This window comes from Citrobacter sp. Awk 4 (assembly GCF_028069725.1).
Classification (GTDB): domain Bacteria; phylum Pseudomonadota; class Gammaproteobacteria; order Enterobacterales; family Enterobacteriaceae; genus Citrobacter_D.
Genome location: NZ_JANEWG010000001.1, coordinates 24,762 through 47,518 on the forward strand (window position 1 = coordinate 24,762; position 22,757 = coordinate 47,518).

The 22,757-nt window shown below is 52.2% G+C and carries 21 protein-coding genes and 1 pseudogene; 8 read left to right on the top strand and 14 right to left on the bottom strand.

What is annotated here, in order from left to right:
• Nucleotides 1-29: 29 nt before the first annotated feature.
• The 8 genes from rseP to rpsB form a co-directional block, all read right to left on the bottom strand.
• Nucleotides 30-1,382, bottom strand: a complete 1,353-nt coding sequence (gene rseP, locus NNO04_RS00125; protein ID WP_162381153.1) for a sigma E protease regulator RseP — start codon at nt 1,380-1,382, stop codon at nt 30-32.
• 11 nt (nt 1,383-1,393) lie between these two features.
• On the bottom strand, nt 1,394-2,251 hold the full coding sequence (gene cdsA / locus NNO04_RS00130; protein ID WP_271442942.1) for a phosphatidate cytidylyltransferase: 858 nt from the start codon (nt 2,249-2,251) through the stop codon (nt 1,394-1,396).
• A 12-nt stretch (nt 2,252-2,263) separates the two neighbouring features.
• Nucleotides 2,264-3,022: a (2E,6E)-farnesyl-diphosphate-specific ditrans,polycis-undecaprenyl-diphosphate synthase gene (ispU, locus tag NNO04_RS00135; protein ID WP_162381150.1), complete on the bottom strand. Its 759-nt coding sequence runs from the start codon at nt 3,020-3,022 to the stop codon at nt 2,264-2,266.
• A 188-nt stretch (nt 3,023-3,210) separates the two neighbouring features.
• Nucleotides 3,211-4,407 carry a 1-deoxy-D-xylulose-5-phosphate reductoisomerase gene (gene ispC, locus NNO04_RS00140; RefSeq protein WP_271442943.1) on the bottom strand — a complete coding sequence of 399 codons (1,197 nt, stop codon included), beginning with the start codon at nt 4,405-4,407 and terminating at the stop codon, nt 3,211-3,213.
• A 95-nt stretch (nt 4,408-4,502) separates the two neighbouring features.
• Nucleotides 4,503-5,060, bottom strand: a complete 558-nt coding sequence (gene frr, locus NNO04_RS00145; protein WP_192611142.1) for a ribosome recycling factor — start codon at nt 5,058-5,060, stop codon at nt 4,503-4,505.
• Between the two features lie 152 nt (nt 5,061-5,212).
• Nucleotides 5,213-5,938, bottom strand: a complete 726-nt coding sequence (gene pyrH / locus NNO04_RS00150; protein ID WP_181622319.1) for a UMP kinase — start codon at nt 5,936-5,938, stop codon at nt 5,213-5,215.
• A gap of 150 nt (nt 5,939-6,088) precedes the next feature.
• Nucleotides 6,089-6,940 (bottom strand): translation elongation factor Ts, encoded by an 852-nt coding sequence (tsf, locus tag NNO04_RS00155; protein ID WP_162381143.1) that lies wholly within the window; start codon nt 6,938-6,940, stop codon nt 6,089-6,091.
• Between the two features lie 136 nt (nt 6,941-7,076).
• Nucleotides 7,077-7,802, bottom strand: coding sequence for a 30S ribosomal protein S2 (rpsB, locus tag NNO04_RS00160; protein ID WP_162381141.1), 726 nt, complete (start codon nt 7,800-7,802; stop codon nt 7,077-7,079).
• Nucleotides 7,803-8,249: 447 nt separating this feature from the next.
• Here rpsB and map point away from each other — a divergent pair, with 447 nt between their 5' ends.
• From map to NNO04_RS00180, 4 genes are all read left to right on the top strand, one after another.
• Nucleotides 8,250-9,044: a type I methionyl aminopeptidase gene (gene map / locus NNO04_RS00165; protein WP_271442944.1), complete on the top strand. Its 795-nt coding sequence runs from the start codon at nt 8,250-8,252 to the stop codon at nt 9,042-9,044.
• 113 nt (nt 9,045-9,157) lie between these two features.
• On the top strand, nt 9,158-11,830 hold the full coding sequence (gene glnD, locus NNO04_RS00170; protein ID WP_271442945.1) for a bifunctional uridylyltransferase/uridylyl-removing protein GlnD: 2,673 nt from the start codon (nt 9,158-9,160) through the stop codon (nt 11,828-11,830).
• Between the two features lie 31 nt (nt 11,831-11,861).
• Nucleotides 11,862-12,686 carry a 2,3,4,5-tetrahydropyridine-2,6-dicarboxylate N-succinyltransferase gene (dapD, locus tag NNO04_RS00175; RefSeq protein ID WP_162381135.1) on the top strand — a complete coding sequence of 275 codons (825 nt, stop codon included), beginning with the start codon at nt 11,862-11,864 and terminating at the stop codon, nt 12,684-12,686.
• Between the two features lie 110 nt (nt 12,687-12,796).
• Nucleotides 12,797-13,183 (top strand): DUF3461 family protein, encoded by a 387-nt coding sequence (locus NNO04_RS00180; protein ID WP_181683186.1) that lies wholly within the window; start codon nt 12,797-12,799, stop codon nt 13,181-13,183.
• A gap of 102 nt (nt 13,184-13,285) precedes the next feature.
• Here NNO04_RS00180 and NNO04_RS00185 read toward each other — a convergent pair.
• From NNO04_RS00185 to dgt, 3 genes and pseudogenes are all read right to left on the bottom strand, one after another.
• Nucleotides 13,286-14,016 (bottom strand): annotated as a pseudogene (locus NNO04_RS00185) (helix-turn-helix domain-containing protein); the annotation flags it as partial.
• 66 nt (nt 14,017-14,082) lie between these two features.
• A complete protein-coding gene (gene degP / locus NNO04_RS00190; protein ID WP_271442946.1) occupies nt 14,083-15,516 on the bottom strand; it encodes a serine endoprotease DegP in 1,434 nt (477 codons plus the stop codon).
• A gap of 132 nt (nt 15,517-15,648) precedes the next feature.
• Complete coding sequence (dgt, locus tag NNO04_RS00195; protein WP_271442947.1) at nt 15,649-17,163, bottom strand: dGTPase; 1,515 nt, start codon at nt 17,161-17,163, stop codon at nt 15,649-15,651.
• Between the two features lie 83 nt (nt 17,164-17,246).
• On the opposite strand from dgt, the gene mtnN reads away from it, so the two are divergent.
• Genes mtnN through NNO04_RS00210 form a run of 3 tightly spaced genes read left to right on the top strand, consistent with a single transcriptional unit; the run spans nt 17,247 to nt 19,399 of the window.
• Nucleotides 17,247-17,945 (top strand): 5'-methylthioadenosine/S-adenosylhomocysteine nucleosidase, encoded by a 699-nt coding sequence (gene mtnN / locus NNO04_RS00200; RefSeq protein WP_271442948.1) that lies wholly within the window; start codon nt 17,247-17,249, stop codon nt 17,943-17,945.
• Nucleotides 17,938-18,738: a vitamin B12 ABC transporter substrate-binding protein BtuF gene (gene btuF / locus NNO04_RS00205; RefSeq protein ID WP_271442949.1), complete on the top strand. Its 801-nt coding sequence runs from the start codon at nt 17,938-17,940 to the stop codon at nt 18,736-18,738. The genes mtnN and btuF overlap by 8 nt, the downstream gene beginning before the upstream one ends.
• 37 nt (nt 18,739-18,775) lie before the next feature.
• A complete protein-coding gene (locus NNO04_RS00210) occupies nt 18,776-19,399 on the top strand; it encodes a TRIC cation channel family protein (RefSeq protein WP_162381122.1) in 624 nt (207 codons plus the stop codon).
• Nucleotides 19,400-19,444: 45 nt separating this feature from the next.
• Here NNO04_RS00210 and erpA read toward each other — a convergent pair whose 3' ends face one another.
• Genes erpA through clcA form a run of 3 tightly spaced genes read right to left on the bottom strand, consistent with a single transcriptional unit; the run spans nt 19,445 to nt 21,291 of the window.
• Nucleotides 19,445-19,789, bottom strand: a complete 345-nt coding sequence (gene erpA / locus NNO04_RS00215; protein ID WP_006686771.1) for an iron-sulfur cluster insertion protein ErpA — start codon at nt 19,787-19,789, stop codon at nt 19,445-19,447.
• Complete coding sequence (yadW, locus tag NNO04_RS22835) at nt 19,782-19,946, bottom strand: small protein YadW (protein WP_442870718.1); 165 nt, start codon at nt 19,944-19,946, stop codon at nt 19,782-19,784. The genes erpA and yadW overlap by 8 nt, the downstream gene beginning before the upstream one ends.
• The gene (gene clcA / locus NNO04_RS00220; RefSeq protein ID WP_271442950.1) at nt 19,870-21,291 is read right to left on the bottom strand and encodes a H(+)/Cl(-) exchange transporter ClcA; all 1,422 of its coding nucleotides are present in this window, start codon (nt 21,289-21,291) and stop codon (nt 19,870-19,872) included. The genes yadW and clcA overlap by 77 nt, the downstream gene beginning before the upstream one ends.
• A gap of 151 nt (nt 21,292-21,442) precedes the next feature.
• Between clcA and hemL the strand changes: the two genes are divergently transcribed.
• Entirely contained in the window at nt 21,443-22,723 is a 1,281-nt protein-coding gene (hemL, locus tag NNO04_RS00225; RefSeq protein WP_271442951.1) for a glutamate-1-semialdehyde 2,1-aminomutase, read from the top strand.
• Nucleotides 22,724-22,757 lie beyond the last annotated feature (34 nt).

Here is a 22,757-nt window from a genome sequence, read left to right on the forward strand (position 1 = left end):
CGTTATTATGCGTTCTTCCTAACACTCTCTTACAACCGAGAGAAATCATTGAAAAGTGCAAGCCCCATTAACAACACCAGCAAAATCGAGCCAATGCGATAACTAAAGTCTTGAACCCGCTCGGATACCGGACCGCCCTTCAGCTTTTCAATCGCCAGGAACAGCAGATGTCCCCCGTCAAGAACGGGCAACGGAAACAGGTTGATTATCCCTAAGTTCACGCTGATAAGCGCAAGAAACATCAGGTAATAAATGCCCCCAAACTCCGCTGACATCCCAGCCCCCTGGGCGATAGAAATCGGCCCACTGAGGTTGTTCAGTTTCACATCACCGGTAATCAATTTCCCCAGCATACTGACCGTCAGCTTCATCAACTGCCACGTTTTGTCCGTGGCTTCGAGGATGGCGCTGAATGGCCCATACTGGCGTACTGTCTTGTACTCATCTGGCAGAGGAATAATTTTAGGCACCACGCCCGCAAAACCCTCTGCTTTACCGTTAACCGGTTTTGTATCCGGAATTAACGTCAAAGACAAGGAGCTCCCTTGTCTTTCGATTTCGAGCGCTAACGGTTTACCCGGATTATCGCGCACCAGCGTCACGAACATCATCCATTGCGTTAACGATTGACCATCGACTTTAACGATCCTGTCGCCAGCTTGCAAACCTGCCTTACTTGCTGCGGAGTGCGTTTGCACTTCTGACAACACAGGTTCAATCTGTGGACCGCGAGGTCGAATCCCTAAAGACGATACAGGATCTTCTTTGTCTGGCTCAAATGCCCACTGACGCAAATCCAGCGTTTTGTCCTGGCGTTGGTTGCTACCAAACGGCGCTACGCTGATTGTCGTATGCTCATCGCCGATTTTTGACACCAATTGTAAACGGACGGCATCCCAATCAGGGGTTTCGATACCATCAACGGCTTTAAGTTCCGTTCCTGGACGAATTTGCGCCTGAGCAGCAATTGAATTGGGTGTTATTTCGCCAACCACCGGACGCACACCAGGGACGCCGATGATAAAGACCAGCCAGTAAGCAAATATAGCGAAAAGGAAGTTTGCAATCGGACCTGCGGCGATAATCGCCGCCCGCTGTCCAACGGTTTTATTGTTGAAGGCATGATGGCGCAGTTCCGGAATCACCGGCTCTGCGCGTTCATCCAACATTTTGACGTAACCGCCGAGGGGGATAAGCGCAATGACATACTCAGTGCCAAAACGATCGGTGCGTCGCCAAAGCGCTTTACCAAAACCAATGGAAAAGCGCTCGACACGAACGCCGCAGCGCCGGGCAACCCAGAAATGACCAAATTCATGCACGGTGATAAGCACACCCAGTGCGATGATGAATGCAGCCAGATTCCAGAGAATACTCAGCATAATACCTTCCGTTAAAGCGTCCTGAATACCAACAACAACAGGCACGCAAAGACCGGTACTGCAGCCGTCAGGCTATCAATACGATCCAGAATACCACCATGTCCGGGGATCAAATGACCGCTATCCTTAATTCCCGCTTCACGCTTAAACATACTCTCTGTTAAGTCACCCAGCACAGAGGCCAACGCAGCAAAAATAGAGCATATGAACAAGGTTGAAGGCGCGACATCAAGGTTAGCCCACATGCTGTAACCCCATGAGATCACCGCAGCGGTCAGCAGACCACCAATGAAACCTTGCCATGTTTTACCGGGAGAGACCTTTGGCGCCAGCTTATGTTTGCCAAACAGTTTGCCAAACATATACGCTCCGGAATCAGCTCCCCAGACAAGGATCATGACATAGAGCAGCCACACTGCGCCACTGTAATGATTCTCATCATAGTGCCAGGCGCGAAGCGCCAGCATTCCCCAAAAGAAGGGAACGATGGTCAATACGCCGAAAATAACGCGTAATGTCTTCGAATTACGCCACATTGCGGCTGAGCCCGGATAAAACAACACCAGCAACAACGCCACCGCCCACCAGCCTAGCGACAGCCAAAGTGAGGCTTCAACCAGCGGTTGGCGTACATTGTGATGATATTCGGGTAATAAAAATAGCATAAGTGCCAGCAATAACCCGCACAGCACCGCCAGCCAAACCCGTTGTGTACGAGTGGCAAAACCGCTTAACTGTCCCCATTCCCAGGCGGCCAACATACAAACGACCAGCGTAACAATGGCGAACCCCACCGGCGGCAGCAGAAAAAGCGCCGCGATGACAACAGGTATTAAAACAAAAGCAGAAATCAGGCGATACTTCAGCAAAAGCGACCCCCATCAGGCTTTGTCATCACCGGGCTCGGTGCCGCCGAAACGACGCTCTCGATTAGCAAAGGCATGCAGCGCACCTTCAAAGTCTTGTTCATCGAAATCGGGCCAAAGAACATCAGTAAAGTAAAGTTCGGCGTAGGCAATTTGCCACAGCAAAAAATTACTGATGCGATGCTCTCCCCCAGTCCTAATTACTAAATCCACAGGAGCCAGCTCATGCATGCAGATTTGCTGACTTAGCATTTCTTCATCGATCTGATCAGGGCGCAGCAGACCTTCCTGCACCTGTTCTGCCAGTTGCCTGACTCCCTGGACAATATCCCAACGTCCGCCGTAGTTCGCGGCAATATTCAGCGTCAACCCGGTATTCTGGGCCGTGAGCGCTTCAGACTTGCGAATACGTTCTTGCAAACGCGAGTTAAATCGACTGGTATCTCCAATAATGCGCAGACGAACGTTATGGCGATGCAGGCTTTTTACTTCACTATCAAGCGCCCACACAAACAGCTCCATTAACGCACTGACTTCCTGCGCTGGTCGGTTCCAGTTCTCACTACTAAAGGCATACAGCGTTAACGCGTCAATACCGTTATTGGCAGCGAAAGAGACAGCACGGCGGACGGATTTTGCCCCGGCCTTGTGCCCAAAGGCTCGAATCTTCCCTTGTTTCTTCGCCCAGCGGCCATTGCCATCCATAATGATCGCAACATGACGACAGCCATGCGCTGGCAAATTTTCGCTTAATGGTTGAGTTGCAGACAACATAACGCGTTTTTAGTCCCTGAAAGGATTTAACGGTACTCAGGAATACTGAAGCCTTTACAAAAAAAAGCCGTGTCAAACCACGGCTTACCTGACCGAAAAAAGCCAAATACCTCCGATCAGGTGGCGCAGACTATATCACTGAAGCACAACGCTAACAAATAGCACGATCTACTGTAGATGGATTATCGTCATACGGAGAGTCGCGTCACTTGTTTTCTGGCGACGTCACGTGCGACAGCATCGACCCTCAGCACGTCGTCTACGCTTTGTGGTTCCTGCAGATTCATGTTATCCAGTACCGATAAATTCAGATCGGCAATGTCGGTAAAACGAATCTGCTGTGCAAGAAATGCAGCAACCGTGATTTCATTCGCCGCATTAAGCGCGGTTGTGGCAGCTTGCCCCTGCTCGAAGGCATCCATGGCCAATTTCAGACACGGATAGCGCTGATAATCCGGGGCAGAAAACGTCAACGCGCTGAGCGAACAAAAATCAAGCGGCTTCACGCCAGAAGGAACACGATTCGGCCATGCCATCGTATGGGCAATGGGCGTGCGCATGTCTGGTTCTCCCAATTGCGCCAGGACGCTACCGTCCTGATAACGCACCATGGAGTGAATCACAGACTGCGGATGAATCAGCACTTCCATCTGGCTTGCGCTGGCATTGAACAACCAACGCGCTTCAATGTATTCCAGACCTTTATTCATCATAGTGGCCGAATCGACAGAGATTTTTCTCCCCATCGACCAGTTCGGATGACGGCATGCCTGATCGGGCGTCATCGTTGCCAGATCATGCAATGACGTTTCACGGAACGGGCCACCAGACCCGGTAAGCAAAATCGACATCACGCCATTTTGCTCCAGGTCAGCGTATCCCAGGTTGTGCTGAATAGGTTGCGGTAAACTCTGAAAAATCGCGTTATGTTCGCTATCTACCGGTAAAAGCTGGGCTTTACTGTGTTTCACCGCATCCATGAACAGACGACCGCAGGTCACCAGCGACTCTTTATTCGCCAGCAGAATGGTTTTCCCCGCGTGGATAGCCGCCAGCGTTGGCAACAGGCCAGCAGCGCCAACAATCGCCGCCATCACCTGATCAACGTCATCAAGCGCCGCCATATCACAGGCCGATTGTTGTCCGCTCAGCACTTCAGTACGGCTGCCATGCTGCAAAAGCGCAGCTTTCACCTGACGGGCGCTATTCTCATCGTCCATCACTGCGTAACGCGGGGTGAATTCCAGGCACTGCTCGACCATACGGGTAACATTTTTACCCGCGACAAGTGCAACAACACGGAAATTGTCTGGGTTATGGCGCACCACATCCAGTGTGCTGCAACCAATAGAGCCGGTTGAGCCCAGAATGGTTAAATGCTTCATAAGACGTCCAGAAGAATTGAGATACGATAAAAAGCAAAACGCCGCCAGCCAACCCTTTCAGGTTTTCTGTGCGGCGTTTTAGTCGTACAGGGAAATCAGAACTGCATCAGTTCTGTTTCTTTTTCTGCCAGCGCCGCATCAACTTTCTTGATGGCTGCGTCAGTCAGTTTCTGCACGTCTTCCTGAGAACGGCGATCGTCATCTTCGCTGATCTCTTTCTCTTTCAGCAGAGCTTTCACTTTGTCGTTCGCATCACGACGTACGTTACGTACGGCAACACGTGCTTGTTCAGCTTCACCACGCACGATTTTCGTCAGATCTTTACGACGTTCTTCCGTCAGCGGAGGCAGCGGAACACGAATATCGCTACCTGCAGAGCTTGGGTTCAGGCCGAGGTCAGAAGCCATAATCGCTTTCTCAACAGCAGGCCCCATAGAGCGGTCAAACACGTTGATTTTCAGAGTACGGGAATCTTCTACCGTTACGCTTGCCAGCTGACGCAGCGGCGTCGGCGTGCCGTAATATTCCACGACAATGCCATCCAGCAGGCTGGGAGAAGCACGACCCGTGCGTATTTTGCTGATTTGGTTTTTGAACGCTTCGACGCATTTGTCCATGCGTACTTCAGCATCTTTTCTGATTTCGCTAATCACGTTACGAATCCTTGAAAACTTGTCTCAGTCAGACCAGACCGTCGCACACAGTGGCAGTGTGCTAAGTATAGCCCTGATTAATTCATATACGGGTAAGAGCCTCTCCCGCGACAGTAAAGCGGAATATTACCTGTATTTGGACATCACGGGAATTATTCCGTGATTAAAGTCCCTTCTTTTTCGCCCATAACCACACGACGCAACGCGCCAGGCTTGTTCATGTTGAATACACGAATCGGCAATTTGTGGTCACGAGCCAGCGTGAACGCTGCCAGATCCATCACTTTCAGCTCTTTATCCAGCACTTCATTGTAGGTCAATTGCTCGTACATCGTTGCGGTTGGATCTTTCGCAGGATCGGCGGTAAATACACCATCCACTTTGGTGGCTTTCAGTACAACATCCGCTTCAATTTCAATACCACGCAGGCACGCTGCGGAATCGGTGGTGAAGAACGGATTACCCGTACCAGCAGACAAAATAACCACACGGTTATTACGCAGCAGGCTAATCGCTTCTGCCCAGCTGTAATTGTCACATACGCCGTTCAGGGGAATAGCAGACATCAGGCGGGCGTTCACATAGGCGCGGTGAAGCGCATCGCGCATTGCCAGACCGTTCATTACGGTGGCCAGCATGCCCATGTGGTCGCCCACAACGCGGTTCATACCCGCTTTCGCCAGACCAGCACCACGGAACAAGTTACCGCCACCAATCACCACACCAACCTGAATACCCAGTTCAACCAGCTCTTTGATTTCCTGAGCCATACGATCCAGTATGCTTGCGTCAATACCGAAGCCTTCTGAACCCTGCAGGGCTTCGCCGCTTAACTTAAGCAGAATGCGTTTATAGACGGGTTTTGCATTGGTAGCCATGTTTCTTTCCTGAGACTGTCAACGATTAAGATGGGGTTAATTCTGGCGACATATGATATGTCGCATATCAGCACAGAAACGCCAGGAGTCTGTCTGAATTTTGCATGACGGACACAAAAAGAAGCCGCCCTCAGGCGGCTCCTTATAAAATTAAGACTGCTTGGACATCGCAGCAACTTCTGCTGCAAAGTCAGTCTCAACTTTCTCGATGCCTTCACCCACTTCAAAGCGGATGAAGCCAGTAACGTCAGCGTTGTGCTCTTTCAGCAGCTGAGCAACAGATTTGCTCGGCTCCATGACGAACGGCTGGCCAGTCAGAGAAACTTCGCCGGTGAATTTCTTCATGCGGCCTTCAACCATTTTCTCTGCGATTTCTTTCGGCTTACCAGACTGCATCGCGATGTCCAGCTGAACCTGGTATTCTTTCTCTACCACTTCAGCAGACACGTCTTCCGGCTTAACGAATTCTGGTTTGCTTGCAGCAACGTGCATTGCCAGCTGTTTAACCAGTTCTTCGTCAGCGCCAGTTGCAGCAACCAGAACACCGATACGCGCACCGTGCTGGTAGTTACCCAGAACTTCGCCTTCCAGGGAAGCAACGCGACGGATGTTGATGTTCTCACCGATTTTAGCAACCAGAGCAACACGTTCTTCTTCGAACTGTGCTTTCAGAACTTCAACGTCAGTGATTTTGCCAGCAACGGCAGCGTCCAGTACTTTGTCAGCAAATGCCTGGAAACCAGCATCTTTAGCAACGAAGTCAGTCTGGCAGTTAACTTCCAGAATGAAAGCGATGTTGCCGTCGATTTTGGTTTTGATTACGCCGTCAGCAGCAACGTTGCCTGCTTTTTTCGCCGCTTTGATCGCGCCGGATTTACGCATGTTTTCGATTGCCAGCTCGATGTCGCCATTAGCTTCAGTCAGTGCTTTTTTGCAATCCATCATGCCTGCGCCGGTACGCTCACGCAGCTCTTTTACCAGGGATGCGGTAATTTCAGCCATTCTAAAATCCTCGGAAGATTTGATCTGCCCGGCCATTAACCGCACAGATTTAAAAGTGAAAAAGGGGGCCATATACAGGCCCCCTAACCAAACGTGATACTACCTGGTCTATAAGGGCTCTAACGAGCGTGCCTTATTATTCAGCTTCTACGAAGCTTTCTTCCGCCTGGGAAGCCAGATCCTGAGAACGGCCTTCACGAACGGTTGCAGCTACAGCGCCCAGGTACAGGCTAACAGCACGGATTGCGTCGTCGTTACCCGGGATAACGAAGTCAACACCGTCCGGATCAGAGTTGGTATCAACGATAGCAAATACCGGAATACCCAGGTTGTTTGCTTCTTTGATAGCAATGTGCTCGTGGTCAGCATCGATAACGAACAGAGCGTCCGGCAGACCGCCCATGTCTTTGATACCGCCCAGGCTGTTTTCCAGTTTCTCAAGCTCACGAGTGCGCATCAGCGCTTCTTTCTTGGTCAGCTTTTCGAAAGTACCGTCCTGAGACTGAGTTTCCAGGTCTTTCAGACGTTTGATGGACTGACGAACGGTTTTCCAGTTAGTCAGCATACCGCCCAGCCAGCGATGGTTCACGAAGAACTGGTCGCAGCTGTTAGCAGCGTCTTTCACCGCTTCGCTTGCAGCGCGTTTAGTACCAACGAAAAGGATTTTGCCTTTGCGAGAAGAGATCTTGTTCAGTTCAGCCAGAGCTTCGTTGAACATCGGTACAGTTTTCTCAAGGTTGATGATGTGAACTTTGTTACGCGCACCGAAGATGAACGGCTTCATTTTCGGGTTCCAGTAACGGGTCTGGTGACCAAAGTGAACACCAGCCTTGAGCATGTCGCGCATGGAAACAGTTGCCATGATTAAAACCTCTATATATAAAGTTGGGGTTATGCCTCCACGTATCCCATATTACCGACCCCAAAGGGCACCCCGGAATATGTGCCGATACGTGTGTGTTGTTACACAAAGTGAGATTTGTCGCTTCCGTCTGTCTTGTGTATCTGAGAGAGAACGGAAGTCCGGCGCGCTTTATACCACAAATACGCCGCAGACACCAATAATTGTTGGCAGTCCGTGCTGAATTGAACAATGAATTTCGTGTTACAAGAAGGCGGCAAATTTTTGAATCCCCTGGAACTTACGAGGAGTAAGTGACTGGGGTGAAAAAATGCAGCCAACGCACTTGTGGCACGAAAGGCGAAGTTCAGAATGATTCTCAATTTGGCAGCGTGTACCCCAGACTGATACCATTGTCAGCACTTACACAATTATTGTCGAAATAATCGACACTGATGGACAGAATTCATGGCTATCTCAATCAAGACCCCTGAAGAAATCGAAAAAATGCGCGTCGCTGGTCGTCTGGCCGCCGAAGTACTGGAAATGATCGAGCCGTATATCAAACCGGGCGTCAGCACTGGTGAACTGGATCGTATCTGTAACGACTATATCGTTAATAAACAGCATGCTATTTCCGCATGTCTGGGCTATCACGGCTACCCGAAATCCGTCTGCATCTCGATTAATGAAGTGGTGTGTCACGGTATTCCGGATGATGAAAAACATCTGAAAGATGGCGATATCGTCAACATCGACGTGACCGTCATTAAAGACGACTACCACGGCGATACCTCCAAAATGTTTATCGTCGGCAAACCGACCATTCTGGGCGAACGTCTGTGCCGTGTGACGCAGGAAAGTCTCTATCTGGCGCTGCGGATGGTAAAACCTGGCATCCGTCTGCGTACGCTGGGTGCCGCCATTCAGAAATATGCGGAAGGTGAAGGCTTCTCCGTGGTGCGTGAATATTGCGGCCACGGCATTGGTCGCGGTTTCCATGAAGAACCGCAGGTTCTGCACTACGATGCTGATGACGGTGGCGTCGTGCTGCAAACCGGGATGACGTTCACCATTGAGCCGATGCTTAACGCAGGTGATTATCGTATCCGTACCATGAAAGATGGCTGGACGGTAAAAACGAAAGATCGCAGCTTGTCCGCACAGTATGAGCATACTATTGTGGTGACAGAGAATGGCTGTGAAATTCTGACATTACGCAAGGATGACACCATCCCGGCGGTCATCACGCACGACGAATAATTTTTTGCCTGATGGCGATGCTCCTGCATCTTATCAGGCCTACAAATTGCACTATCCCGTAGGCCGGATAAGGCGCTCGCGCCGTCATCCGGCTTTTTAATGGGTGGCATACGATGAATACTCTTCCTGAACAACATGCGAACACGGCCCTCCCCACCCTACCTGGCCAACCGCAAAACCCCGGCGTCTGGCCTCAACATGAGCTAACTTGCGCGCACATCAAAGCGCATCTTGATGTCTTTCAGCGTTGGCTGGGCGAGGCCTTTGACGAAGGCGTTTCAGCCGAAATGCTCATTGAAGCCCGTACTGAATTTATTGACCAGCTTCTGCAGCGACTGTGGATCGATTACGGTTTTGGGCAAATTAGCGATGTCGCGCTGGTGGCGGTTGGCGGCTACGGTCGCGGTGAACTTCATCCGCTTTCCGACATCGACCTGTTGATCTTAAGCCGTAAAAAGTTGCCCGACGCGCAGGCGCAAAAAATTGGTGAATTGCTGACGCTGCTGTGGGACGTCAAGCTGGAGGTTGGACACAGCGTGCGGACTCTGGAAGAGTGTCTGTTGGAGGGGTTGTCGGATCTCACCGTCGCCACCAACCTTATCGAAACACGTCTGCTGATCGGCGATGTCGCATTATTTCTTGAGTTGCAGAAACACATCTTCAGCGAAGGATTCTGGCCGTCAGAAAAATTTTTCGCTGCGAAAGTTGAAGAGCAACACCTGCGCCATCACCGCTATCACGGTACCAGTTACAATCTGGAACCTGACATCAAAAGCAGTCCCGGCGGCCTACGCGATATTCATACTCTGCAGTGGGTGGCGCGTCGTCACTTTGGCGCGACATCGTTAGACGAGATGGTCGGTTTCGGCTTTTTAACGCAGGCGGAACGTGCCGAGCTAAACGAGTGCCTGCATATCCTGTGGCGCATTCGCTTTGCACTCCACCTGGTGGTCAACCGTTACGATAATCGCCTGCTGTTTGACCGCCAGTTAAACGTTGCCCAGCGCCTTAACTATAGCGGCGAAGGCAACGAACCGGTCGAGCAGATGATGAAGGATTATTTCCGGGTCACCCGCCGCGTCACTGAACTCAATCAGATGCTGCTGCAACTGTTTGATGAAGCGATCCTCGCGCTGCCTGCCGATGAAAAACCACGCCCCATTGATGATGATTTTCAGTTACGCGGCACACTGATCGACCTGCGCAGCGAGGATCTGTTTATCCGTGAACCGGAAGCGATCCTGCGGATGTTCTACATCATGGTGCGCAACAGCGCGATCACGGGGATCTATTCCACCACACTGCGTCATCTGCGTCACGCACGCCGCCATCTTAATCAGCCACTGTGCTACATCCCGGAAGCGCGCTCGCTGTTTCTGAGTATGCTGCGCCATCCTGGCGCCGTCAGGCGTGGTCTGTTGCCGATGCACCGTCACAGTGTGCTGTGGGCCTATATGCCGCAATGGTCGCACATCGTCGGTCAAATGCAGTTTGACCTGTTCCACGCCTATACCGTGGATGAGCACACCATTCGGGTCATGCTGAAGCTGGAGAGCTTCGCCAAAGAAGAGACGCGTCAGGCTCACCCGCTGTGCGTGGATCTCTGGCCTCGCCTGCGACAACCCGAGCTGATTTTTATCGCCGCGCTGTTTCATGATATTGCCAAAGGACGCGGTGGCGACCACTCGGTGCTGGGTGCGCAGGATGTGCTTAAATTCGCCGAACTGCACGGTCTGAACTCACGCGAAACACAACTGGTTGCCTGGCTGGTACGTCATCACCTGCTGATGTCTGTCACGGCGCAGCGACGTGATATTCAGGATCCAGAAGTGATCAAGCAATTCGCCGAAGAGATGCAAACAGAACACCGTCTGCGCTTCCTCGCCTGTCTGACGGTAGCCGACATTTGCGCCACCAATGAAACGCTGTGGAATAGCTGGAAGCAGAGCCTGTTGCGTGAACTCTATTTCGCCACTGAGAAACAGCTTCGCCGGGGAATGCAGAATACGCCCGATATGCGCGAGCGTGTGCGTCATCACCAGTTGCAGGCCCTGGCGCTGCTGCGTATGGATAATATTGACGAAGAGGCGTTGCATCACATCTGGTCGCGATGTCGCGCCAACTATTTTGTCCGCCATAGCCCAAATCAGCTAGCCTGGCACGCGCGGCATCTGTTGCAGCATGATCTCAGTAAACCGTTGATTCTACTCAGCCCGCAGGCCACGCGCGGCGGAACCGAAATCTTTATCTGGAGTCCGGACAGACCGTATCTGTTTGCCGCTGTCTGCGCCGAACTGGACAGGCGCAATCTGAGCGTTCACGACGCGCAGATTTTCACCACCCGCGACGGCATGGCGATGGATACGTTTATCGTTCTGGAACCCGATGGCAGCCCTCTTTCATCGGATCGCCACGAAGCCATCCGTTTTGGGCTGGAGCAGGCGATCACGCAGCGCAGCTGGCAGCCGCCGCAACCGCGTCGACAACCGGCCAAACTCCGTCATTTCACCGTTGAGACCGAAGTGAATTTCCTGCCGACCCATACCGACCGGAAATCGTTCCTGGAATTGATTGCACTCGATCAACCTGGCCTGCTGGCGCGGGTCGGGCAAATTTTTGCCGATCTGGGAATTTCGCTTCATGGCGCCCGAATTACAACCATTGGTGAGCGAGTAGAAGATTTATTCATAATCGCCACCGCCGACCGGCGTGCGCTTAATAATGAGCTGCAGCAGGAAGTGCATCAACGGTTGACAGAGGCCCTCAATCCAAACGATAAAGTGTAGTGTGTTTATTTATATGGATAAGAGTTCAACAATGCAGCAGTTACAGAACGTTATTGAGTCCGCTTTCGAGCGCCGTGCCGACATCACTCCGGCAAATGTAGATACCGTGACCCGTGAAGCGGTTAATCAGGTCATTTCTCTGCTGGATTCCGGCGTGCTGCGTGTCGCAGAAAAGATTGATGGCCAGTGGGTCACCCATCAGTGGCTGAAGAAAGCGGTACTGCTCTCTTTCCGTATTAACGATAACCAGGTTATCGACGGTGCGGAAAGCCGCTACTTCGATAAAGTGCCAATGAAATTCGCCAACTACGATGAAGCGCGTTTCCAGAAAGAAGGCTTCCGTGTGGTTCCGCCTGCGGCCGTTCGCCAGGGCGCATTTATCGCTCGCAATACCGTGCTGATGCCATCTTACGTGAACATCGGCGCTTACGTTGACGAAGGCACCATGGTTGACACCTGGGCGACAGTTGGATCCTGCGCGCAGATTGGTAAAAACGTTCACCTGTCTGGCGGCGTGGGTATCGGTGGTGTTCTGGAGCCGCTGCAGGCAAACCCAACCATCATCGAAGACAACTGCTTTATCGGCGCGCGTTCAGAAGTCGTTGAAGGGGTGATCGTGGAAGAAGGTTCCGTGATTTCCATGGGCGTGTACATCGGTCAAAGCACCCGTATTTATGATCGCGAAACCGGTGAAGTGCACTATGGCCGCGTTCCGGCAGGCTCGGTGGTCGTTTCCGGCAACCTGCCATCCAAAGACGGGAAATACAGCCTGTACTGTGCCGTGATTGTGAAAAAAGTGGATGCGAAAACCCGCGGTAAAGTGGGCATCAACGAGCTACTGCGCACCATCGACTAATCATGATTAAAAAAAGCGGGGGCAACCCCGCTTTTTTTATATCTTCTGGTGGCGGAAAAATAACTTTTCGTTAATTATTCAAAGGTTATGTTGAGATTAGGGGTACCGCTATGTACGACAATCTGAAAAGTCTGGGCATTACCAATCCTGAAGAAATCGATCGTTACAGCCTACGGCAAGAAGCCAACAACGATATCCTGAAAATCTATTTCCAGAAGGATAAAGGCGAATTCTTTGCCAAGAGCGTTAAGTTTAAATATCCTCGCCAGCGCAAAACGGTCGTCGCCGATGGAGTTGGTCAGGGGTACAAAGAGGTGCAGGAGATCAGCCCGAATTTACGCTATGTGATCGATGAACTGGATCAGATCTGCCAGCGTGACCGCACCGAAGTCGATCTTAAACGTAAGATCCTCGACGATCTCCGTCACCTGGAGAGCGTCGTCGCCAACAAGATCACCGAAATTGAATCCGATCTTGAGAAGCTGACTCGTAAGTAACTGCGAGTAGAGACATTTACAGGCCGGGTAAGGCGAAGCCGCCACCCGGCTTTATTTTGCCTGATGGCACTGCGTTTATCTGGTCTACAAAACAATTCCCGGTTACCGTTGTTCATCCAGTTGCAATGCCACATACAGCAACAACCGATCGTCAAAATTCCCCAAATCCAGCCCGGTTAATTCAGAGATACGATTCAGGCGATACTCCAGTGTATTACGGTGGATAAATAACGCTTTTGACGTCGCCAGCGGTTGTACGTTGTGACGAAACCACGCAGCAAGCGTCCGGCGCAATAGTCCGTTGTTATCCATGGCTTTTAGTCGTACTAACGGCCTTGCCAGCCGCCGCGTAAACTGTCCAGCAGCACCGGTAACATCAGATCCTGATAAAAATAACCGCGGCTTTCCGGTATCCGCTGTTTCCCCACCATCAGGGGCGTGCGGGCAGTACGATACGAGCGGGCAATGCTGCCTGGGCCGGTAAAATAGTTGCCCAGCGCAACGCGAAAACGCAGATGCCCGTTCTCTTTCATCCGCGCGATAAGCTGTTCAACACGTCTTCGGTGATCTTCTGCATCCCAGCGACCAAACGGATTTAGCGCCGGCTTCAACACCACCATTTCAGTGAGTGGCACAATCGCCACCAGGTTATTACGCTCAGGGGTGGTCAGCGCATTCTGTAACTGCTGTAGCTCCGCCATGGCGCTGTCGACACCAGGCTGGCCGCTATCAACTTCCACCACGGCGACCACTCGCGGTTGGTTCAAATCGATCCCCAGTCGCTGCGCCCATTCGGTCAGCGCGGGCGTATTTTCTTCCGCCTGAATCAGGTTGTTGTGGGAAACTTCACAAAACGAGGGGGAACCCTTTCCCCAACGGGGAAAGGGTTTTGCGAGAGATTACTGCATCAGCAGGTAGATGGAGCTATCGCCACGCTGAATGTTCAGCGCCAGCACGGACGGTTTGCTGTCGAGGATTTTACGCAGTTCAGCGATGTTTTTAATCGCCTGCTGGTTTGCCCCAACGATCACGTCCCCTTTCTTCAGGCCAATCATGGCAGCCGGAGAATTGGCTTTGACGTTATTCACGACAACACCCTTATCCTGGCCTTTATTACTCATCTCTGCACCTTCAATACCGCTGAAGATGGTGCTGGAGTCGACCTGATTCTGGCTGCTTTGCTGCAGCTCCAGGCTTACCGTCACAGGCTTACCTTCGCGCAGCAGACCCAGACTGATTTTGCTACCGATCGGCATTGTCCCTACCTGAGCACGCAGTGCGGCAAAGCTACTGATCGGCTTGCCATTCAGAGACGTAATGACATCACCCGCTTTAATGCCCGCTTTCGCTGCTGAAGAGTTCGGCATCACCTGGCTAACGAATGCGCCACGCTGTGCATCGACTTTCATGGCTTTCGCCAGCTCAGAGCTCAGTTCGGTTCCCAAAATCCCTAACTCGCCGCGTTTCACCTGACCGTACTCCACCATTTGGGCCGTCAGGTTTTTCACCATGTTGCTTGGGATGGCAAAACCGATACCGATATTGCCGCCGTCTGGTGCAAGAATGGCGGTGTTAATACCGATCAGTTCACCGTTCAGGTTCACCAGCGCCCCACCGGAGTTACCCCGGTTGATGGCAGCGTCGGTCTGGATAAAGTTTTCATAGTTCTCTGCGTTCAGGCCGCTACGACCCAGCGCAGAAACGATACCGGAGGTCACCGTCTCGCCCAGACCGAACGGGTTACCGATGGCAACGGTATAATCGCCGACGCGCAGCGCGTCAGAGTCCGCCAGCTTAATCGCCGTCAGATTTTTCGGATCCTGAATCTGGATCAGCGCGATATCGGAGCGCGGATCTTTACCGACGACCTTCGCATCGAATTTACGACCATCGCTCAGTTGTACTTTGATGACGCTGGCATTGTCGACCACGTGGTTATTGGTCACAACATAACCTTTTGCAGCGTCAATGATGACACCGGAACCCAGCGCCATGAATTTTTGTTGCTGGCCGCCGCCGTTACCGCCGCCCTGCGCCCCGCCCTGACAGAAAGGCGAGCTCTGGAATGGAGAACCATCCTGGCAGAATGGAGAATCTTCACCGAAAAACTGCTGGAAGTTACGCGGCATACGCGGCGTATTCACTGCCGTGCTGCCTTCCACGTTAATACTCACCACCGATGGCATCACTTTTTCGAGCATCGGCGCCAGACTTGGCATCTGCTGGGCTGTTGTTGCTGAAGACGCCGTCTCAGCCGCCGTTGCAGACAGGGGGGACAACGCCAAACCTAAACTCAGAGCCAGTGCACTCATTGCTAATGTGGTTTTTTTCATGTGTTTCGATCTCGATTAACAGATAACGCAAAATTGCTGTGTACATCAGATTCGTTTTATAGCGCGAAGTTCCGGTATAAAGTTTCTGGAAACGGTAAATATTTATTGTTCATCTTTACAAAAGGTTGAATATTATTCAACCGCCATCAGCCGGCGATATTCATCCCAGGCATACAAGTCTGTCATCCCACTGATATAATCCTGGATCAGACGGCAGCGATAATAATATTCCAGCGTGGCGTATTCCGGTGAATCTGAGGCTAATTTCCCGACCACCTCAACATAGGCCAGACGGTGACGCGTAGAGAGTTTCTGGAATAGCCTGGACTCTATAGGAAAGCGTTTCAGTCGTTCATTCTCAACCAGCTCAGAAAAATCTAATAGCGACATTTTTAATAGCGGCTGATAAATCTCCAGCAAACCGCTGATCACCCGATATCCTTGTAATTCCAGTTGTTCGACATCCGGGTGGCTAAACACGTGTTTTACCGCGACATTTTTATATAACTCAAGCAACTGACTGAAGCCACTGGCATCTTCCAACAATGCGTGGTTGAAATTACCCTCAAAGATTTGCGGCAAATTATCAATAAAGCGTTGGGCCGCATACGGCACCAGTTTATTAAGTGTATTCACGCGTAAATACATAAAAAATTGGTCTTCCGTGCTGCGACTTAATGAATTGGCGCGCGATTTCTCCCAGGCATTCTCAACTACCTGTGAGAACAGTGAACCTTTTTCATGATGGCCCCAGGCCTCATAAAGATGATGATAAAGCTGCTCCACGCTAAAGATACTTTTCTCAACGGCATCCTCAAGATCGGCCACACAATATGAAATGTCGTCAGCCGCCTCCATAATCCACGCCAATGGATATCGGCTGTATGGCGCCATTTCAAGCTCTTTACGTAACCGCTCAATATAGGATTCTTCAGAAAGATAGTAGCCCGGCTTCTTCATTAAATACGTATGCGAGGAGGGCGTTTCACCCCGCCACCAGGCGGGTCGCGTATATTTTAAAATACCGCCCACCTGCGCCCAGGTCAGATTCATGCGCATCAATGTATGAACCAGACGTATCCCCTGCGCATTCCCTTCAAACTGACATAAGTCCTGGCGCACTTTACGACGAAGATGATTCACTGACTCCTCACCCTCACGCAATCGCAGCGCAGCAACGACACAACGATCGTCACTGAGTGGCTGGCTTTCCGCATCTGCCGGGAACAAACGCTGGCGAAACCAGTCGTTAATCGCCGCCTCGCCAAAATGCCCAAATGGCGGATTGCCGATATCATGCATCAGGCAAGACATCTCCACGATGCTTTCGAAAGGACCGGTCAACTCATCAAGGCCATACTTTTCTAACAGTTTCAGCTCTTTAAGGCGACTCAGTATCTCCTTAGCGATATAACGCCCAACCTGCTGCACTTCCATAGAGTGCGTCAGTCGCGTACGCACCGCCGCATTACGTTCAAGGGGGAACACTTGGGTTTTCTGTTGCAGACGGCGAATAGCAGGAGAATTGATGATCCGACCACGATCGCTCTCAAAGATCCGTAGAATTTCGTGCTCAGACTTCGTGCCTTGCGGTGAGCGATAACGACGGTGCCAGTTAATTTTATTTCGGAAATCGATCTGTGCCATGTTCTCTCCCGCCTGAGCAATGCGCTTCACCTTAAGCGCATGATAGACTATGCCCTCAAATCTGGCTTATCGCGAGTAAATCTATGAAAATCGGCATCATTGGTGCAATGGAAGAAGAAGTTACGCTCCTGCGTGACAAAATCGAAAACCGTCAGACAATTACCCTTGGTGGTTGTGAAATTTACACCGGCCAACTGAACGGAACCGAGGTTGCGCTACTGAAATCAGGCATCGGTAAAGTCGCGGCTGCGCTGGGCGCAACCCTGCTTCTCGAGCGCTGCAAGCCGGATGTCATTGTTAACACGGGGTCTGCAGGTGGCCTGGCACCGACGCTGAAAGTCGGTGACATCGTGGTTTCTGACGAAGCACGTTATCACGATGCCGACGTCACCGCGTTTGGTTATGAATTTGGTCAGCTTCCAGGTTGCCCGGCAGGCTTTAAAGCGAATGACAAGCTGATCGCTGCGGCTGAATCCTGCATTGCAGAACTGAACCTGAATGCGGTTCGCGGGTTAATCGTCAGTGGTGACGCCTTCATTAATGGATCCGTCGGTCTGGCGCGAATCCGCCATAACTTCCCGAACGCGATTGCCGTGGAGATGGAAGCGACCGCTATCGCGCACGTTTGTCATAACTTTAACGTGCCTTTTGTGGTGGTTCGCGCCATTTCTGACGTGGCCGATCAGCAGTCTCACCTCAGCTTTGACGAGTTTCTGGTGGTTGCCGCCAAACAGTCCAGTCTGATGGTGGAAACGCTGGTCCAGAAACTGGCACATGGCTAAATCATTAACCAGGGCGCTGGCCGCCCTGCTTTTCGCACTGCCGGTGTGGCTTTCCGCCGCGCCGCGTGTCGTATCTCTTTCCCCCGCTAACACTGAGCTCGCCTTTGCCGCAGGCATTACCCCCGTTGGCGTTAGCAGTTATTCCGACTATCCCCCACAAGCAAAAGACATCGATGAGGTATCCACCTGGCAAGGGATGAATCTGGAACGGATTGTGGCGCTAAAACCCGATCTGGTTATCGCCTGGCGTGGCGGGAACTCAGAACGGCAGGTCAATCAACTGACCTCGCTGGGCATCGACGTCATCTGGATAGATGCGGAGACCATTGAGCAGATCGCTGGCGCTTTACAGCAATTGGCGGCCTGGAGCCCCGATCCAGAAAAAGCCAAACGTGCGGCGCAAACCTTGTTGGATGAGTATGCTCAGCTAAAATCTCAGTATGCAGAGAAACCCAAAAAGCGGGTGTTTCTCCAGTTTGGCATCAATCCGCCCTTTACCAGCGGAAAAAACTCGATTCAGAACCAGGTTATTGAGCTGTGTGGCGGAGAAAATGTCTTTTCCGATAGTCGGGTTCCCTGGCCGCAGGTGAGCCGCGAACAGGTGCTGGCAAGGGATCCCCAGGCGATCGTCGTCGCAGGAGATGCAGGCGAAATTCTCAAAATCAAACAATACTGGGGAAATCAGCTAAAAATTCCGGTTATTCCACTCACCAGTGACTGGTTTGAACGCGCAAGCCCGCGTATTATCCTCGCCGCAAAACAACTCTGTAATGCGCTTTCACAAGTGAAATAGAGCCAGGCCCCGCCAGGCTCTCAGTGGGAATTCGACGATGCTCGTCTATTGGCTCGATATTGTAGGCACAGCGGTATTTGCTATCTCCGGCGTATTACTGGCCGGAAAGCTGCGCATGGACCCTTTTGGCGTTCTGGTTCTCGGCGTTGTCACGGCCGTTGGCGGGGGAACCATTCGCGATATGGCGCTGGATAACGGGCCAGTATTTTGGGTGAAAGACCCGACCGACCTGGTGGTGGCGATGATCACCAGTATGCTCACCATTGTACTGGTGCGTCAGCCCAGACGACTGCCTAAGTGGATGCTCCCGGTGTTGGATGCCGTTGGTCTGGCGGTGTTTGTCGGTATTGGCGTGAATAAAGCCTTTATTGCGGGAAGCGGTCCACTGGTCGCCATTTGTATGGGCGTGATTACCGGCGTCGGCGGCGGGATTATTCGCGATGTGTTAGCCCGCGAAGTCCCCATGATTTTACGTACCGAAATTTACGCAACGGCCTGTATCATCGGCGGTATCGTGCATGCGACTGCGTATTATACGTTTGATATTCCACTGGAGACGTCCAGTATGCTGGGGATGGTCGTGACGCTCATCATTCGACTTGCCGCTATTCGTTGGCACCTGAAGCTGCCAACCTTTGCGCTGGATGATCACTCCAGATAGCAAAAAGCCGTGTCCTGGAACACGGCTTTTTCATGTTCAGTACCCTCAGATACTGAAGGACGAGCCACACCCGCAGGTGCTTTTTGCGTTCGGGTTGGTCACGACGAAACGAGAACCTTCCAGACCTTCGGTGTAGTCAACGGACCCGCCCACCAGATACTGCAGGCTCATCGGGTCAACGACCAGGCCGACGCCCTGTTTTTCAATGGTCATATCGCCATCGTTCACCTGATCATCAAAGGTGAAACCATACTGGAAACCACTGCAACCACCACCGGTGATATACACACGTAATTTCAGATTCGGGTTATCTTCATCAGCGATCAGGCTTTTTACTTTATTGGCTGCTGCTTCAGTAAATTGCAGTGGCAGCGCTACGTCATCACTCATTTTTTGCTCCAAACGACATTGGCAATTGGGCAAATTCTAACCCAATACTCTCGTCATTATCTAATACCCTGGTATTTCGTTCAAGTATTCTCGCCAGCGGTAACGCCCTGACTTTTTGCCGCCTGCTCTGCGTCCTGCTTTGCCAGTGTGCGGGCAAGGATTGTAGAGTATAGCGGCTTTCCGCCCATAAATTGCGCTAACAGTGTTGCGCCAAGACAGGTAATAATCATTGGCAAAATGAGCTGATAGTTATCGGTCATTTCCAGCACCAGCACAATTCCCGTCAACGGCGCACGCACAGATGCCGCCAGCAAGGCTCCCATTCCGGCAATCGCAAACGTCCCCGCCTCAAGATGATACTGCGGGAAAAACACCGCCGCCGCCATGCCAAACGCCGTGCCCAGTAACGTCCCCAGTGCCAGCATTGGCGCAAAAATGCCGCCAGGCGCGCCGGATGAAAAACAGAGCAGCGTGGTAATGACCCTGGCGATAAAAATAAACAGCAGGAGTCCAACGCTAAAATTACCGGCGGCGGCAATGGGGATCAGGTTAAATCCTCCGCCAGCCGCCTCCGGTTTAATCAGCCCGAGAATGCCGCACAGCCCGCCGATAGCGCCGCCCATCAATACCCATTTTTTGATATTGCCGCCATGAAACCGTTGGAACATATCCTGGGTACGCAGCACCATCGTATTGAAGACAGGCCCCACGCAGCCAAAAACCATTCCGAGGATCAAATAGAGCCAGAGGGTGTTAACCGGCGCATTCGACAGTTTCCCCACCTCAATGATCGGCGCTTCACCGTTGAAGATGCGAAACACGATGCTGGACATGATAACCCCAGTAAACACCGCCTTGATCGAAATAAGGTTGTAACGAAACTGCGGACGCATCTCTTCAATAATGAATAAAATGCCCGCCAACGGTGCGTTAAAAGCGGCAGAAAGCCCCGCAGCCGCACCGGTTGCCAGCAACGTATGGCGCGCTTCGGCGCTGCGCATACGAAATACGTCCAGCACCATGCGACCTATATTGCCGCCTATCTGCACCGTAGGTCCTTCGCGCCCGAGTACCATTCCTGCGCCGAGCGTTCCCATTCCTCCCACAAACTTAACGGGCAGTACGCGCCACCAGCGCACGGGACGCAACTCTTCCAGAGCGCCTTCAATTTCCGGGATACCCGAACCACCGGCCTCCGGCGCAAATTTACGCACCAGAAAATAACCGACCATCGCAAGCCCGGCAGAGAGAATAAAGGCCAGCGGCCAGACCAATAACGCATGGTCTGCGACATGGGCCAATGTACCGAGACGCTGGTTCTGGACCCAGGTCACCGCTTTTTCGAATGCCACGCCAGCCAACCCGGTCGCTGTGCCGACAACGGCTGCCATCAACAAAATCGCCAGCGGCGTTTTATCGCGCTCAACGAGTCTGCGGATCAGATCCCTGCGCCGTAAACGTACAATTTGCTGTGCCTGAAAAGAGGGAGAGTCTGTTTTCATCGGATGATCATTAATTGGTAATACAAATACAGAGACGGCATTCTACTCGTCCCAATGATGAAAATCCCCTGTAAATCGTGTTGTTTCAAATGCGGATAACTTTACTTAGAATAGCGGGCATTCACTTTTTCTACGAACCAGGAACCCTTCCATGAGTAAGTCTGAAAACCTCTACAGCGCAGCACGCGAGCTTATCCCCGGCGGCGTTAACTCCCCTGTTCGCGCCTTTACTGGCGTGGGGGGCACTCCGCTGTTTATCGAAAAAGCAGACGGCGCGTATCTGTATGATGTCGATGGCAAAGCCTACATCGATTATGTCGGTTCCTGGGGACCGATGGTGCTGGGTCACAATCATCCGGCGATCCGTAACGCGGTGATTGAAGCTGCCGAACGGGGTCTGAGTTTCGGCGCCCCTACCGAGATGGAAGTGAAAATGGCGGAACTGGTCACCAATCTGGTGCCGACCATGGACATGGTGCGTATGGTGAACTCAGGTACCGAAGCTACCATGAGCGCCATTCGCCTGGCGCGCGGCTTTACGGGTCGCGACAAGATCATCAAATTTGAAGGTTGCTATCACGGTCACGCCGACTGCCTGCTGGTCAAAGCCGGTTCCGGCGCACTGACGCTGGGCCAGCCAAACTCTCCGGGCGTACCGGCGGATTTCGCTAAACATACGCTGACCTGTACTTACAACGATCTGGACTCTGTTCGCGCAGCGTTCGAGCAGTATCCGCAGGAAATTGCCTGCATCATCGTTGAGCCCGTTGCAGGTAACATGAACTGCATCCCGCCGCTGCCGGAATTCCTGCCTGGCCTGCGCGCATTGTGTGACGAGTTCGGCGCACTGCTGATTATCGACGAAGTGATGACCGGTTTCCGCGTCGCGCTGGCAGGCGCACAGGATTACTACGGCGTGACGCCGGATCTGACGTGTCTGGGCAAAATCATCGGCGGCGGTATGCCTGTCGGCGCTTTCGGTGGTCGCCGCGACGTGATGGATGCGCTGGCTCCGACCGGTCCGGTTTACCAGGCGGGAACGCTTTCCGGTAACCCTATCGCGATGGCAGCCGGTTTTGCCTGTCTGACCGAAGTCGCCCAACCGGGGATCCATGAAACGCTGGATGAGCTGACCACGCGTCTGTCTGAAGGTCTACTGGATGCGGCGCAAGAGGCGGGAATTCCGCTGGTGATGAACCATGTTGGCGGCATGTTCGGGATATTCTTCACCGATGCCGAGTCCGTGACCTGCTACCAGGATGTGATGGCCTGTGATGTGGAACGCTTTAAGCGTTTCTTCCATCTGATGCTGGATGAAGGCGTTTATCTGGCGCCGTCAGCCTTTGAAGCGGGCTTTATGTCAGTCGCGCACAGCATGGACGATATCAATAACACCATCGACGCCGCGCGTCGGGTGTTCGCGAAGCTGTAACAACGCGTGAAGAACTGCAGGCCTGATAAGCGCC